Source organism: uncultured Gimesia sp. (assembly GCF_963976445.1).
Lineage (GTDB): Bacteria > Planctomycetota > Planctomycetia > Planctomycetales > Planctomycetaceae > Gimesia.
In genome coordinates this window covers 71,358-86,391 of sequence record NZ_CAXBKP010000025.1, presented here as the reverse complement: position 1 = coordinate 86,391, position 15,034 = coordinate 71,358, and the positions used below count along the sequence as shown (strand labels likewise).

Below are 15,034 nucleotides of genomic sequence, written 5' to 3'. Positions count from 1 at the left end.
GATTTACCTTACCAGAATCATGACTTGCGCGAGGTTTCGAGAATATCTAGAAAGTCACCTGTGTGTTCTTGAACGGAATCCTGCAGCTTTCCAATACGAACGTGAATTAAAGCGCCGGCCATCACCAGAGGGATCGCGACCGCCAGGCCTGCTGCAGTGGTGAATAATGCAAAACTGATCTCGCCAGCCAGTTGACTGGGATCTCCACCAGATTCCTGCATGCTACCAATTTTGTCAAAAGCGTTGATCATCCCGATCACCGTTCCCAACAGTCCAAGCATCGGAGCACTTTTTACAATTGTGCTGATCCAGGAGACTCGATATTCCAGTTCGGATAGAATATCCCGTTCAAATTTTTCGGCGAGCATCTGTCTGAGTTTTTTCGCCGGGCGTTCCATATTGGCCATGGCGACCAGGATCAATTGCGGAACCGCTTTGCTCCAGTAAGGGGGGGAATCACAAAGATTGACAACCGATTCATAGTCTTTTTTCTCGATATCTTCGTGGATCTGATCGAGAAATTCATTGGCAGCATTTTGTGTTAAGAACCGTTTTTGAGAGATTTGTCTGACCAGAAGAATCACACAAAAAACGCCGTACAAAGCAGTTAATCCCAAGGCGATATAGATAGCGATTCCGGCAACGTTTAATATCGGAGCGAGTGAGTAGTTCATAGGTGCCTGCTATTACGACGTTAGCGAAAATAAGTTTGACGAGTCACTTCGAAATTATATCCTTGACGATCACCGCGTACTGTAAAATAAGTACGACGAATTTCATCGAAATTCTTGTTTCTATATTTTTTTTCCATCAAGAGCAGTCTGTTTTCTGTTTCCTTCGGATAAAAGTGAAACAGAATGGCCCCTGTGACATCATGGCCTGCTTTTTTGAACAGACTGAGGTCACTGGTTTTGCGCTCGCCTCCTTGCCAGGTCATATAGAGTCGTTTTTCATTTGCCCCGGAAGAAGCAGTCCGTGTGACCGGTTTCTCAGATGAAGCATTCGACAGGTAAATCATCTGACCACTTCTCAATAAGGCTCCCAATTCGATTTTGAAGTAGTCAAGTTGTTTCGCGTAATCGATCAGTGAACCGCGATCAGAAAATTTGATGAACCAGCGCTGTTCTCTCGGAAGTCCTTTTTTACCGGAGCCAAACCCCAAGGCGCGTTTTCCTGTGCCCGCAGCACTTCCGACTTTGCCCGAGTTGGTCAGGTCGGTTTGGGTCTGTTGTTGAACCTGTTGAGTCGCTTTGTCAGAGAGTTCGACGACACTATCCAGCATTTCCTCTACCTGATTTTCTTCTTCTGGGGTATCAATCTGGGAGGGATCGTCTACAGGGTCTTCCGGCGACTCAACCAGTAAGGATTCGTCAGGTGAACCATCTTCTGCCCCTCCTGCCAGATCGATCATTTCGAGAGCAACTTCATTTTCAGTTTGAGGCAGCCGATTAGTGATCCAGACAATGGACAGCCATAATACGGCTATGATCAACGCCAGCACGACTGCGATCAGTGATGAGCTTACCTGGTCATATTGCGTAACTCGCATGACCGGTGCCTTTCGATGATCGGGTTGTGATGTCGTCTTTGCCATAATCTCTGACGATCCTGCTTTTGAATTTATCTCGAGGAATAATTATTATTTTGATTGAGGAAGCTGATTCAGTACTTCATAGAGGTCAAATTTTTCTTCGAAGGGTTTAATGCTGTTGTACCATTTATGCCAGCGTTTGGTTGCTTCATCTGACCAGGCTTCTACCAGTTTTAGACGCTCCGCTTCAGGGAGATTCTCAGGAGCATCGGCCAGAGGATCTGCGGGCATTCCCAGCCCCCGGACTTTTCGACTGAGTGTACATAAGCCATTTCGGGCTTCGATCCGTACGCCTAAGTCAGGGTCTTTTAATGCACGAATCAGGTGCGGGGCCATTCGAAAATCATTGGTCCGCGACAGCGCCCAGATTGCGGTTCTGCGAACATCCGGAGATTTGGCATCGATGAGTTTTAAAACGCGATCTTTCTGTTGAATGAGTTGCTCGCGATTTCCTAAAGTGATGGTTTCCACCAGTGTTTCCTGAGTTGTATCCAAGTCAGTCTCCGCGGAGTTTTCCAGTTGTGCGAGCAATTCGCTCAAATCGCCGGAGAGTTTTTTGCTTTCGACTTTCCCGTTCCTCATCTGGACTTCAGCCAGGTTTTTAGGGAGACCTCTGCCGCCTGCTAAGAGACCCGAACCAACGGGTTCTGGTTCATATCTACGGCCCAGAGTTTTCACCGTTGCTTTTGACAGAAAGATTACTGCCAGGCAGGTGGCTGCGGGTATGTTTCCGGCTCCTTTCCAGCTTCCGTCTTCTCGCTGCAAGGTAAGAAGTCGTCGAGCACCGTCTGCGTACCAGTCGTGAGGTCCTAGCTTTTTAGCGTCAGCGAGTGCGGCAATTCTTTCAATTCCGTATAGATAATAGTTAGGCCAGCCTGTCGGGTTTCGAATATTATAGTTATTGATGACCCAATTGGTTCCTTTTGTCTTACCACCCTGTAGCGCGGTGTAGCTGATTGTTGGTTTGGTAAGAATGTTTTTTTCGGCTTCTCCTTTTGCTTTTTCCGTAAGCTCTATTTTTTCAAGGAAACCAAATCGTTTTTTGGATGGGCCCCCCTGTTTTGTAACTGAACCAGAACTCATTTTGCCGTCCGGATAAAGTTGCATCGAAATGATATAGATGCTGCCTGTGCCGGCAACTGACATGGTGTGTTTGGGAGCGCTACCGGCCCGATCTCCGGGATGGTAACTAAAAGCACCATTGGGTAGTTGAGTTGTCAAATGCCAGCGCGCCGCTTTGTCCCAGACTGTTGTGGGGATAGTGACACCGGCACGCTGAGCGGCCCACAGTCCCAGGATGGCGTATTGAGAAATACTAGTATCGCCGTTATTGGGTGTGTCTTGCGGGTAAAACCAACCGCCGCCGGGGAGTTGTGTGCTAATCAGAAAATCGGTCGTTGCGCGAATTTCCGCATAATATAGTTCAGGACTGATCGCTTCCAGAACCATCAACTGAACCCCAGCGCAATAGTTATAATCGCCGCTTGGTTTATAGATCAGTTCTCCGTCGTCATTTTTTTGTTTATGATCAGCCAGGATGTTTTTCACACAATTCTGGATGTAAGGCGATTCCGGCGATTCCCCTGATTTCAATAAGGTGTAAGCGACAAAGGCATTCATTCCAGTGCGGCCGTAGTCTGATCTTTTTTTCAGAAAAGCAGCACCGCGTTTGATCGCTGCATCAATTTCTGCTTGTGGGGCCTGTGAATATGCGTTGCCTTGAATCGTAAAGAACAGAATCAGTGCCATCAGGCACGATCCGAAAGAAAGACGGACATGTCTGCAAGCCGAAAACAAAGTATGATCAGCGCAATAAATTTCCATATTGATGCGTTAGCAATCTGAGATGAGAGAATATTGCTGAAAGGAAATTGAAGCTAAAGCTCCACCGCATTACACCAGTCTAAATTCAGGAGTCAAGCAGTGTCAATCTATATGCCTCAAATCTTGACAGGAATCGCATTTACGTGTCATGGTTTGCGGGAGAGGTCACAGGTACAGACGGTCTGATGGCAGCGAGGGCACCCTTGAACATATTTTCGGGTAACTGCTTGCTCAAGATCAATGCCGGCAACATTTGCCATTGTCGCTAACCAAGCCAGAACATCAGCAAATTCTTCTGCAAGATTCTCTCGATCATTATTATCCCTGAGTGCCGATGCCAGCTCGCCTACTTCCTCCATGAACCACATGAAAGTGCCTTCGATTCCTCGGGACTGATCTTTTTCGAAGAACATTGTGTGAATAACCGATTGGAATTGCGTTAAGGTTAATCCGTTCGTGTCCTGTTGTGTACTGTTTGATTTGGGAGTGGAAGCATCTAATGGTTGATTCGTCACTTGGGATCCTTGTCAGAAATGAAAGCGGATTCTGGTTTGATTTAACGTGGCTGGAACAGAACGAAGTTAAAGCTTTTGTTTTAATTCAAGCGCTTGAACGTGCCCGGGATTCTGTTGTAGTAAGCGATCGAGTTCGGTGATGGCTTCCTGTTTATTTCCGGAATCCAGTAATGTTTTTGTGAGTAAGAAACGAACCTCTTCATTTTTATCATCCAGGTGTAACACCATTTTTAATTCGCGGATCGCCAGTTCAGTCCGGTCCAGTTTCAGAGCTGTTTCTGCAAGTTGCTGGTGCGTTTCCGGATCGAGTACATCAACATAGAGCGCTTCCTGTCCCCAGTGCAGGGCTTGCTCCCACTGTTTCTGCTCGAAGTAGATCTTGGTCAGCAGTTTCAGGCTGTCTGCGTTGGCGGGGTCCAGATGAACCAGCTTCAGCAATGTGGTTTCCAGTTTTTTTGTATCATCATTATGCTGGTAGATCATTGCCAGGCCTTGTAGCCATTCCGTCTGGTACGGATATTTTAAATGGCCGCGTTCATAGACTTTGACCGCATCGTTGAACTTTTCCTGTTTCAGCAGGATCTTGCCGGCCAGTTCCAGGACTTCCATATCAGGCGACTCAACGTTGAGCGCCGGTTCGAGCACCACATGCGCGGCTTCCAGGTCTTCCGACAGGAGTTCCAGTCGGGCGATGGTTAAGGCGGCTTGTGCCTGCTCAGGCTGTTTGCTTAAAACCGCGCGGGCGATCTTTCGTGCTTCCTGTTTTTTGCGAAATCTTAGCAGACGCGATGCATATTGCCCGGCGATGTTCAGATCATCCGGATTCTGTTCGTATTTCTTTTGTAGTTCACGGAAACTGAGCGGAGATACGGTGGGATAACCTTTGAGTGTTGCAGTCAGCTTTTCCAGATAGCGATGATAGCGTTTCTCGAATTCGTCCTGATTGATCTGAAAACATTCTTGGATTGCTGTCTGTGTTGCACGTTGATTCTGGTAAGCGGTTAATAACTTTTTTAAGGCGTCGTCGCCAAATTCCGCGACCATGAAGTCGGCACAGAGCAGGCTCTGGCAGTATGCGAAGTTCCAGTTGTCTGACGATTTAGGGCGGACGAATACGCCGTCCAGTTCATCTAGAGTATAGATCTCTCTTTTAGGAACCCGTTCGATGAGCAGTTGATTAAATTGTTGGGGGCGCGCTTTACCTTCGCTTCTGACGGCGAGTGCTTCTGTAAACCAGTGTGGGATTTTGTATTTCGTCTGTTGTAGAGTAAAAACATGCACCAGTTCGTGTTTTAAGACAGCCGCCCAGTTATAAGGCTCTTCCATCGCGGTGGGTGAAGTTAATGCAACGACAGCACCGGTAGAAGCACCAATGGTCTGGATCCAAGGCAGGCCAATCATGCGGGCGCTGAACCATTGGTGGGCTGCTAGACCTTTCGCGTTGTGATAAATTTCAAACTGAGTTTTGCCCGGCGGTTCATAGCCGAACTGTTGTACGAGTTCGGGATAAATCTGTTCCAGGTAATCGGACATATAACGGCCGAGAATGTAGTCGGCTTTGGAGTCGTAGCGAATCACAAAGTGATCCGTCACGATGGCTCCGTAGGATTCAAGAACCCCGAGCACTTTGCGCATGTTACTGACACGAACATGATACGGATCGGCCTGGAATGCTTCATTCAGGGTCTGCAGGGCAAGGTCTGTTTTTCCCATTTGCATATACAGCATGCCCAGCGATGTTTTGGGGCCGGAAAGTTGAGGCATCAGCGTTTTGGTTTTTAGATACGCGAACTCAGCGAAGGCGAACTGGCGTTTCATTTCCATCAGATGGCCCAGTTCGTATAAGAAATAACCCGGCTTGGGGTTTTCGTTCAATAACGTTAAAACGAGCTTTACGAAGCGGGATGAATCTGCACTTGTTGTTTTTGACTGATCAGGTGCTACTGAAGTGTCAAACAGCAGCGTCAGTGTTTCTGTATCCGGTACGCCATCCAGTAGCAGGTAGCAGGCTGCTTTTCTGGCCAGGACGGATTGATCGCGATTGTTGAGAGCGGCGGCATTCTCAGCGGTTACCAGTGCTTTTAAGTATTGTCCATTAATCAGGTGTAAATCACACCGTAGCAGTAAGGCTTCGATTAACTGCGGATTGATTTTCAGGGCACGGTTAATGAGCTCGATACTCTTGTCGAATTCATGGACTTCGATGGCGGATCGTGATAATGCCACATAGACAATCGCAGCCTGCGAATTCGTTTTAAGGGCGGCAGTAAATTCATCAGCGGCTTGGGGGCGATTGTATTTTTCCTGCAGAATGGAGCCACTCAAGTAGGACGCTTCCCAGGCCAGGGGGTCTGCTTTAAGTGCATCGGGGCAGACTGTATTAATGACAAAGTTGAAAATTTGCGAAACACTGTTCCAGCGCGCGTATTGCGTTGCCCCTTCGGCAATCGCCAATAGCGTTTCCGCGTCTTCGGGTTGCGCCCGGTTATAAAAACGGACGAACCAGCGATAAGCTTCATTCGCTTCTTCGATTTTTCCGGTGACTGTGAGCAGGTGAGCCTGGATCAGATGTGCCAGAGCTTGGTCTGGATTGAAAGAAAGTGCTTTCGTTGTGTGTTTGTCGGCGTTGGGATAGTCTCCCGTTTCATAATACAGCTTTGCGGCCAGTGCATGCAGGTCTGCACTAGCGGGCATTTGTTCCAGGCCTTCGTTCAAACGATTCAATGCCGATTTTGTCTGGCCTGTAGCGATGTCGATTTGAATCAGACCGCGAAGCAATTGCCACTGGTGATCGGCGTTTTTCTGTTCGGATTCTGCGAGTTGTTTTTCCACCTGTTCGTAGACTTCGCGGGCTTCTGCATAACGGCCGTGCTGTTTGTGTTCGTGAGCTGTCTTTAGTAGCAGCTTACTCGATTCTACCTGCTTTTCTTCTGCTGCGACCAGACTCGTTTTACCAGCCTGAAGTGGTAGCATTACCGCCAGCAGGCAAAGCGTGAATCTGATATTCCTGAATAGACCGTTTGACATTCTTGATTCCAAGTAAGTGATAAAACAGGGACGATTTATATTCAAATGCTAGAGAAAGGAAGGGCGTGGCGATTTTTTCACATCTGTGTCAGGGGGCTCATCGCTGGGGATTAACACGGCGTCATCCGTTATCGTGGATGGAATCTGCTCCTGTAGTTCCAACATCGGTTTTGAACCTGTTGTGGTTGCTTCATTAATAATTGTACCATGAATGGGCAGCCCAAATCCTAAAATCAGTTCGCGTGTTGTTTTTTCATTGACGTTTGCAAGTAGGTACAGTTCCTCACTCTTGGAATAGGCAATCAGGTTGCCATTCCAGTAAGCGAGCCGGTTATTCGCCGTACTGGTGACCCGGGACTGTTTGGTTAAGATTCCCACGAGGTTCAGCGGGTCGGCCGCTGAGAGAATGGTCAGTTCATCGGTCGTTGATTCATCACGGAGCTTTCGCAAGTCCTGAATCGTTCCCGACATCGCAAATTGTTCTCCCGCGACACCTGATATAAAACGTCCGCCGCGAATTTCTCCCCGGGCTTCGAGACGTCGGTAAATCTGCAGTAATTCAAACCAGCGCGGGGCACCCGATTCCTTGACGAGTAAATCACGGAATATAACTCCCCAGCGTCGCAACAGTTGCCAGGCCCATTGTTCAACATACTCGTAGTATTGCAGGCTGCGTTCTTCGATCTCAGTGGTATTTTCACGGCGCCAGATCGACCAGCGTCCTGTATTGTTGGGCGTGCTGCGTTTGCGAACCAGGCCGATTCTTGACTTGCGGGCAGCACGGCGGTTTTTGGTGGAACGATCTTCGGTAAACTGACGCATACCAGAGAAACTGTCGGAGGTTACCAGCCCGCGGGAGATGAGTTCGCCCAAGGCATCGGCGACTTGAGTGGGGAGCGATTCCGTGGCGGCCATTAAGTCGGTGGCAAACAGAGCACCTTGTTGTGTGAGCAATTCCTGGAGTTCCACAGCCGGGCTGCTCAAATAATTCGAGTCTTCGGTATTCTGCGTTGATGCTTCACTGAAATAAGTTAGCCAGGGGATATCTTCTCGCAAAAAGAAGGAGACCGGTGCATTACGTGTAATGCCGGTCATCGGTTTGCCCTGATCAGCGGTTCGTTTGGGAGGATAGAGACGCCCCCAGCCAATTTCACCCGTGAAGCAGAGTTCATCGAGTTGATTGCTCTGATAATTTGAGAGACGGGCCGACAGGATGTCGCGTTCCCAGCAAATCGCCGGGATGTCGATTCCCTGTAACATGGAGAGAATTTCAAACAGTCCGTTTGTCCCGGATCGTTTGTCTTCACCCGCCATGCCGTGAAGCCGTGTCAGGTATTGGATGAACACGCTGGTATCGACCGGTTGAACCTGAGCACGCAGGCCTTGCAGAGTGAGTCTGTGAATTCGTGCCAGCAAACGGCGGTGACACCACTCTTTAGGAGTGACGTCAGTAGATGTTGTTTGTTTTTCGGTGACAGAGTCGTCTGTACTTTGGTCCCAGTTCGGATCTTTGACGCGGAAGAAACCCTGCATGGCGATGCCTTCACCTTCCAACGCCATGAGTGCTGCTTCGGTTTGCGAATCGGTCATTCCTGCGAAATTTGCAATTTCTGCTACTGTCAAAGGGCCGCAGGTATCAAGCAGGCCGCGAATGATGGCTGTGCGGGCTTCTGTCGATTCCCATTCCTGACGCACTCCAGAGGGAACGGTGACGGGCGGGTGATGCTGGCTCTTCGGAAACGCGGCTAATGCCGCCGGCAGGCGTTCGGTGGCCACCCAGCTTTTGGTGCAGCGGTTTTCTGATTGCTTTTCTGTTCTCTGTAAGGTTGTCGCCCGGCCCGTTGATTCCAGTTCCTGATACCAGTCGCCCCAGTCTGGTTGTTCATTGATCGGCAGATGAATGCGGCCCAGCAACAAGTCATGGAATTCGTCGGCGTTTCGCACGAGCGGTTGTGCTTCCTGGCAGACCTGCGCAATGGCTTCGGGGGAGAGTCTGCCCAGGTCTTCCACGCTTTCGATGGAGAGCGTGTGTCGCGTCGCGACGGCACGAGCACGGCGTTCCTGTGCTTCACCACCATCCAGAAACGTATATGGGCTGGAGTTGAGTAACTCGTAACAAAAGGGCGAAGGTTCTCTGGTATCGCGGGGAATCAGTTTGATGGTTCCCTGTTCGATTTCCTGAAGAACGGTTTTGAAGCCTTCGATATCGAGTTGCTCATTCAGGCAGTCATACAGTGTCTGGTCTACCAGGATGTGATCGGGGCGGACGATTTCCCCAATTTCATTTTCGGGACAACCCGTCAGGCGTGGGAAGACGGCCGTGAGCAGATCTTCGGCGCGAAAGCGTTGAAGCGGCGGCGGAACTTTTTTCCCGTTCTGCATCCGCGAAACCAACAGTGCGCGGGTGACGTTCCAACGCCAGCGTACATGAAACATGGGATGATCCAGAATTGCCTGTTCCGAGAGTTGTTGCACGTTTCTAGAATTCAACATCGTAAACAGGCTCTCCAGAGGAAAGCTGTGTTGCGGTCCCAGTGAGAGGATGATGCCATTGTCGTCGGCGGTCGCCTGCAGTTCAAAATTATAAGAACGGCAGAAACGTTTCCGCATGGTATAGCCCCAGGCGCGATTGATATCGCCACCAAAGGGAGCGTGAATGACCAGTTGCATGCCCCCCGATTCATCGAAGAAGCGTTCGAAGACAATTCGCTTTTGGGTTGGGATAATGCCCAGTGCTGCCTTTTCTGCCTGAAAGTATTCGACAATCTGTTTGCTGCCCCATTCGTCCGTGTTGGTTTCTCGGCTCAGCCAGGAAATGGCTTGCTCCGGGTTTTCGATCTGTCGCTCGAGTTCTTCACGCAGATGTGAAATTTCGGTCGAGAGTTCGAGGGAGCGCCCTGGGGCTTCACCAAACCAGAAGGGGATGGAAGGGGGGGCGCCGTTGGCGTCCACCACGGTGACATCGCCGCCACGGACATACCGAATTTGCCAGGATGTGTTGCCGAGGAGAAAAATGTCGCCCGCCATGCTTTCGACGGCAAAGTCTTCATCGACTGAGCCGACAACGGTCTTGTCATCTTCTGTAACGACGCGATACGAGGCGATTTCCGGAATCGCACCTCCATTCATCGTGGAGACTAGACGGGCATTTTTTCTGCTGCGGACGCGGTTCTGAACTTGATCGTGATGCAAATAGACGCGACTGCGGCCGGTAGTGGTGCTGATGCCTTCACTCAGAAAATGAAGGGTGCTGTCAAAGTCGGCCCGTTTCAGATTTCGAAATGAATACGCGCGGGTAACCGTATCGAATAATTGATCTGTATTCCATTCTTCGCAGGCGACCTCGGCTGTGATTTGTTGTGCCAGGATATCAATGGGGGCTTCAGGCATGCGAACGGTATCGAGGATGCCTTGTTTAATCGATCGGACCAGCGCCATGCTTTCCAGGAGTTCGTCACGCGAAAGGGCAAAGATGCGTCCTTTGGGAACCAGGCCTAGCGAATGCCCTGAGCGTCCGATCCGCTGGAGAAAAGTAGCTATGCCGCGTGGAGAGCCGATTTGCACGACCAGATCGATGTAGCCGACGTCAATTCCCAGTTCCAGCGATGCAGTCGCGATGACGGCTTTCAGATCGCCGCTTTTCAGTTTTTGTTCGGTGCGATGCCGAATTTTTGCAGAGAGGGAGCCGTGATGGCTGCCGACGACGTCTTCGCCTAGACGCTCGGTTAGCTGATGCGTGATGCGTTCGGCCAGACGCCGCGTGTTGACAAAGATCAGAGTGCTGTGATGTGACTGAATCAGTTCGATGATCTGTTCCAGGACTTCGGCCCATTGTTCGTGAGTGCAAATCGCGCTCAATTCGGACGGGGGGACCTGAATGGCCACATCCAGAGTTCGGGAGTGACCGATGTTGACGATGCGGCAGGTTTGTTCGGGGATTTCATTGTCCGATGAGTCAGGTGGCTCCTCGGTGATTTCAATTTCAGAACGATTTCCGACCAGATATTGTGCCACCCGGTCCAGCGGTTTTTGAGTGGCGGACAGGCCGATCCGTTGCAGAGGATGCTTAACTAACGCTTCGAGACGCTCCATGGTGAGCGACCAGTGTGAGCCGCGTTTATCCCGTAGCAATGCGTGAATTTCATCCACGATGACGGTTTCGACTGTTCTGAGAGTTTCTCGGCTTTTAGGTCCGGTCAGCATTAAATAGAGCGATTCCGGAGTGGTGACCACAATATGAGGAGGCCGACGGACGAGTGCCGCTCGTTTCGATGCAGGGGTGTCTCCTGTGCGGAGACCGACACGAATGGGAGTGAATGTATAACCTTCCTCTTCCATTAACAGTGATATTTCCTCCAGGGGCTCCATCAGATTGCGATGCATATCATTTGAAAGCGCCCGTAACGGGGAGACATAGATCACTGAGATTTCATTCTCAAGATCACCGTCCAGCGAGCGTTTTACCAGACGATCAATCACGGATAGAAATGCTGTTAATGTTTTACCACTGCCGGTGGGGGCCGAGATTAGTGTGTGCTCACCACGATTGATACAGGGCCAGCCTTGCTGTTGCGGTTCTGTCGGACCTTGGAAGCGATTATGGAACCATTTTTCAATGATCGGGTGATAGCCGTAAAATGACATAACTGCCCTTTGGTGTGTTTGTAAGATTTGCCACTGTATTGTAAGTGGGTCACGCGTAAAATTTAACTGGTTTTCTATGAAATTCTGCGGGGCGCGGTGAATCGAGGGTTTGGGATACGGTGCGGGGAGTGAGGCGATTTGTTTGGAAAGTCTGGTTTCAGGGAGTTCCAGTCCCGTTTTGAACATCTCAGGCTGTGAGATTGTCAATTCGGAAAACGGACGAATTAGGCAGATTTATCACGTAAATGACCCCGATTAAATCAAAACCTTATTTCCACTCTGGAAATCGACTATAATTTTATAAAATGAAATGATCTGTGTGGTGTAAAATCTCGTTAAAAAGAGTACACCAGTTGATCAGTGTCTGTTAATTTCAGAGTATCGTCAGGCAATGAATCTTGCTGATCGCGAGAGGTGGTCAGCGGGGGCTGAGTTTTCACGCTTTGCATTTCTTCTTCTGACAATGGTGAAAGTCACATAATGAACAATATCAACCAGATGTTACTGGCCTTTATTCTGGGACTTTTGGTGCTCAATGGAACTTCGTCGGTACAGGCTGATCCAGCACAGCCTAAGCCGAAGCCGGCTCCGAAACAGCCGCAGAATGCGAAAAAAGCACCCGCTGCAAATCAGGATGAGCCCCCGTCCCAACCTGCTTTGTTTATGACGATTGACAGTCCTGTCGGCGAAGTGACATACGGCCGGGTGACCAATGCTGCGCTCGCATTACAGAACGAGGCTGCACAGAGTAATGAAACGGGATATCTCATTCTGAAAATATCTCCTGGCTCCAGTCCTTTTCATCAAGTGCAGGGGTTAGCCAAATTTATAGCATCGTCGAAGTTGTCAAATTTAAAAACGATTGCCTGGATTCCGGAAACAGTGATTGGCAACAATGTTGTTTTAGCGCTGGCCTGTAATGAGATTGTGATGCATCCCGATGCGGAACTGGGAGATATCGGATATGGAAAAGCCGTGGATCGAGATGAACGGGAATTTGTGCTTTCGACAGTGGGAAAACGTCATAACAACAAGCTGAGCCGCGCTTTGGCTTTGGGGATGATGGACCCCCAGCAGGCGGTTTTGAAAGTCAAGATTCAACAGGGGGAAGGGGATAACAAACAGGTTGAATCCCGCATCGTGACTCCCGAAGAATTAAAGCGGCTCCAAGATAATATGGCTGTGATTGTTGACGTGGAAACCATCAAGGAAGTGGGTTCACTGGGGGTTTTTTCCGGAAGCAAAGCGCGGGCTCTGGATGTACTGGTTCAGCAACTGGCTCATAATCGGGGGGATTTGGCAGAATTATACGGAATTCCGCGTGAAAAGTTACGCGATGATCCCACACTGGGAGAAGCTCCTAAAACCATGCTGATTAAAGTGGATGGAATGATTGAGCCAATTCTGGAAGCCTTTATTGAACGCCAGATTAATCGTGCCGTCAATTCCGGTGCGAACATGCTGGTGTTTGAAATTACTTCCGGTGGGGGCTATTTAATCTCGGGAACCAATCTGGCAAATATGATTGCGGACCTGGAGTCCCGTCAGGTGAGGACTGTGGCCTATGTTCCGGAATATGCGATGAGCAGTGCCGCGATTATCGCGCTGGGGTGTGACGAAATCTTTCTCAAACCAGATGCTCAGATCGGAGATGCCGGCCCGATTGAAATGAAAGAGGGGGGGCAGTTTGAGCATGTTCCCGAAAAGATTTTGAGTCCCTTACGCGTAACTTTAAAGGAATTGGCAGAGAAAAAAGGGAGGCCCGCAGCAGTCTGCGAAGCCATGTCAGATAAAGATCTCGAAATCTTTGAAGTCAACAATAGTAAGACCGGGCAGATTTGGTATATGACGGCAGAAGAAATTCATGAGTCGAATGGTGAATGGATTAAAGGGCCTGTGGTACGCGAATCCCGAAAAGCGAACCTGTTAACTGTCAACGGAATCCGCGCCCATACCTTGAAAATCGCAGAGCCTCCGGTACGGGACATGGAAGAATTGAAGCAGCGACTGGGGATTCCCGTCGATACAAAGCTGATTGCCGTCGGACGGACCTGGGTTGATACGCTGGTTTATATTCTGAACTCTTCCTTTGTGACCGGTTTAATCCTGGCGCTGGGGTTTATGTTTGTCTATCTGGAACTCTATACCTTGACTGGTCTGTTTGGAATTATGTCGGGAGTTTGTTTTGGCCTGTTTTTCTGGAGTCATATGCTGGGGGGAACTGCCGGATATTTAGAAATTGTTCTTTTTGGGATGGGGTTAATTTGTCTTTTGCTTGAAATTCTGGTGATTCCCGGTTTTGGTGTTTTCGGGGTTTCTGGGGGCTTGTTGATCTTTTCCTCGATTATTCTGGCCAGCCAGACGTTTGGTGATTTTAACACATTACATCCCGGTTCTGATTTCACGACGATGACCAACACAGTCAGTACTTTGAGTGCTTCACTAGTGACTGTGATCGTCCTGGCGATTGCCTTGAATCGGTTTCTGCCCGAGTCGCGTCTGCTGAGTTCCATCATCCTGGCACCTCCAGGGGATGGTGGAGGAGCAAGTACACATACGATTCAGTTGGATCCGGAGTTGCTCAAAAATTCAGAGACTTTACAGCTGCAGGGACTCGATTTGAAAGTAGGGATGCAAGGTGTGACTGGTTCTGTGCTCAGGCCTGCGGGGCGGATTGAAGTCGAAGGAGTTTGGGTGGATGTCATTAGTGATGGCCCGTTTATTCAGTCGGGGACAGAAGTCGAAATTGCTAAAATTTACGGAAACGTGGTGGTCGTCCGTGAGATTGTGTGATGGTGGTCATGGCATTGCTTGCTCGCCAATGCGAGTGTTCTAATGTATATTTTTCTGGGGCGATTCTGATTAGAATTGACCCAACTGATTCTATTCAGAGAGGTTTTCGTTTTTTGAGGTAGCGTATCCATTGAATAATCTATTCAAATTGCTACATTAGTTACCTTATAATGCCCTGAAAGCTAGCGTAATAGCTTGGTTTTCTCTCGCCATTACCAGTCTAAAAAGTCAAGACACGGATCGTAGTGGCTATCTTTTAGCATTGGGTTATCCCCGATCTTCTCTGTTTGTCATGTAGTTTGTTTTACAAGGTTTAGGTTAGAAGAATGTCAGTCACACAGGAACGAAGAGCAGAATTGATTCAAGAATATCAGTCCAAAACAGGGGATACCGGATCTGCTGAAGTGCAGATTGCTGTACTTACAGAACGGATTGTTAATCTAACAGAGCATTTACGATCGAATTCAAAAGATCATGCCAGTCGTAGAGGCTTACTGCAGATGGTAAGTCGCCGACGTGCTCTACTTGATTATTTGCACACGAAGAATGCAGAAAGCTACAGGGAAATTCTGGGTCGGTTAAACATTCGAAAATAGTTTCGGTGTTCGCTGACCTGAGTCGGTTTGTCGGAAAAAGAATT

At 49.1% G+C, this 15,034-nt stretch carries 8 protein-coding genes; 2 read left to right on the top strand and 6 right to left on the bottom strand.

Annotated features, from left to right (window positions below; translation table 11 throughout):
• Positions 1 to 17 precede the first annotated feature (17 nt).
• From AAC022_RS21785 to AAC022_RS21760, 6 genes are all read right to left on the bottom strand, one after another.
• Positions 18 to 674, bottom strand: coding sequence for a MotA/TolQ/ExbB proton channel family protein (locus AAC022_RS21785; protein WP_339734416.1), 657 nt, complete (start codon positions 672 to 674; stop codon positions 18 to 20).
• A gap of 20 nt (positions 675 to 694) precedes the next feature.
• Entirely contained in the window at positions 695 to 1,594 is a 900-nt protein-coding gene (locus AAC022_RS21780) for a hypothetical protein (RefSeq protein ID WP_339734414.1), read from the bottom strand.
• A 45-nt stretch (positions 1,595 to 1,639) separates the two neighbouring features.
• Positions 1,640 to 3,340, bottom strand: coding sequence for a HEAT repeat domain-containing protein (locus AAC022_RS21775; RefSeq protein WP_339734412.1), 1,701 nt, complete (start codon positions 3,338 to 3,340; stop codon positions 1,640 to 1,642).
• 221 nt (positions 3,341 to 3,561) lie between these two features.
• The gene (locus tag AAC022_RS21770) at positions 3,562 to 3,930 is read right to left on the bottom strand and encodes a MazG nucleotide pyrophosphohydrolase domain-containing protein (protein WP_339734410.1); all 369 of its coding nucleotides are present in this window, start codon (positions 3,928 to 3,930) and stop codon (positions 3,562 to 3,564) included.
• Positions 3,931 to 3,996: 66 nt separating this feature from the next.
• Positions 3,997 to 6,957 carry a tetratricopeptide repeat protein gene (locus AAC022_RS21765; protein ID WP_339734408.1) on the bottom strand — a complete coding sequence of 987 codons (2,961 nt, stop codon included), beginning with the start codon at positions 6,955 to 6,957 and terminating at the stop codon, positions 3,997 to 3,999.
• 48 nt (positions 6,958 to 7,005) lie between these two features.
• Positions 7,006 to 11,601, bottom strand: a complete 4,596-nt coding sequence (locus AAC022_RS21760) for a DEAD/DEAH box helicase (RefSeq protein ID WP_339734406.1) — start codon at positions 11,599 to 11,601, stop codon at positions 7,006 to 7,008.
• 480 nt (positions 11,602 to 12,081) lie between these two features.
• Here AAC022_RS21760 and AAC022_RS21755 point away from each other — a divergent pair, with 480 nt between their 5' ends.
• Positions 12,082 to 14,394, top strand: a complete 2,313-nt coding sequence (locus tag AAC022_RS21755; protein ID WP_339734404.1) for an NfeD family protein — start codon at positions 12,082 to 12,084, stop codon at positions 14,392 to 14,394.
• Between the two features lie 326 nt (positions 14,395 to 14,720).
• Positions 14,721 to 14,990, top strand: coding sequence for a 30S ribosomal protein S15 (rpsO, locus tag AAC022_RS21750; protein WP_339734402.1), 270 nt, complete (start codon positions 14,721 to 14,723; stop codon positions 14,988 to 14,990).
• Positions 14,991 to 15,034 lie beyond the last annotated feature (44 nt).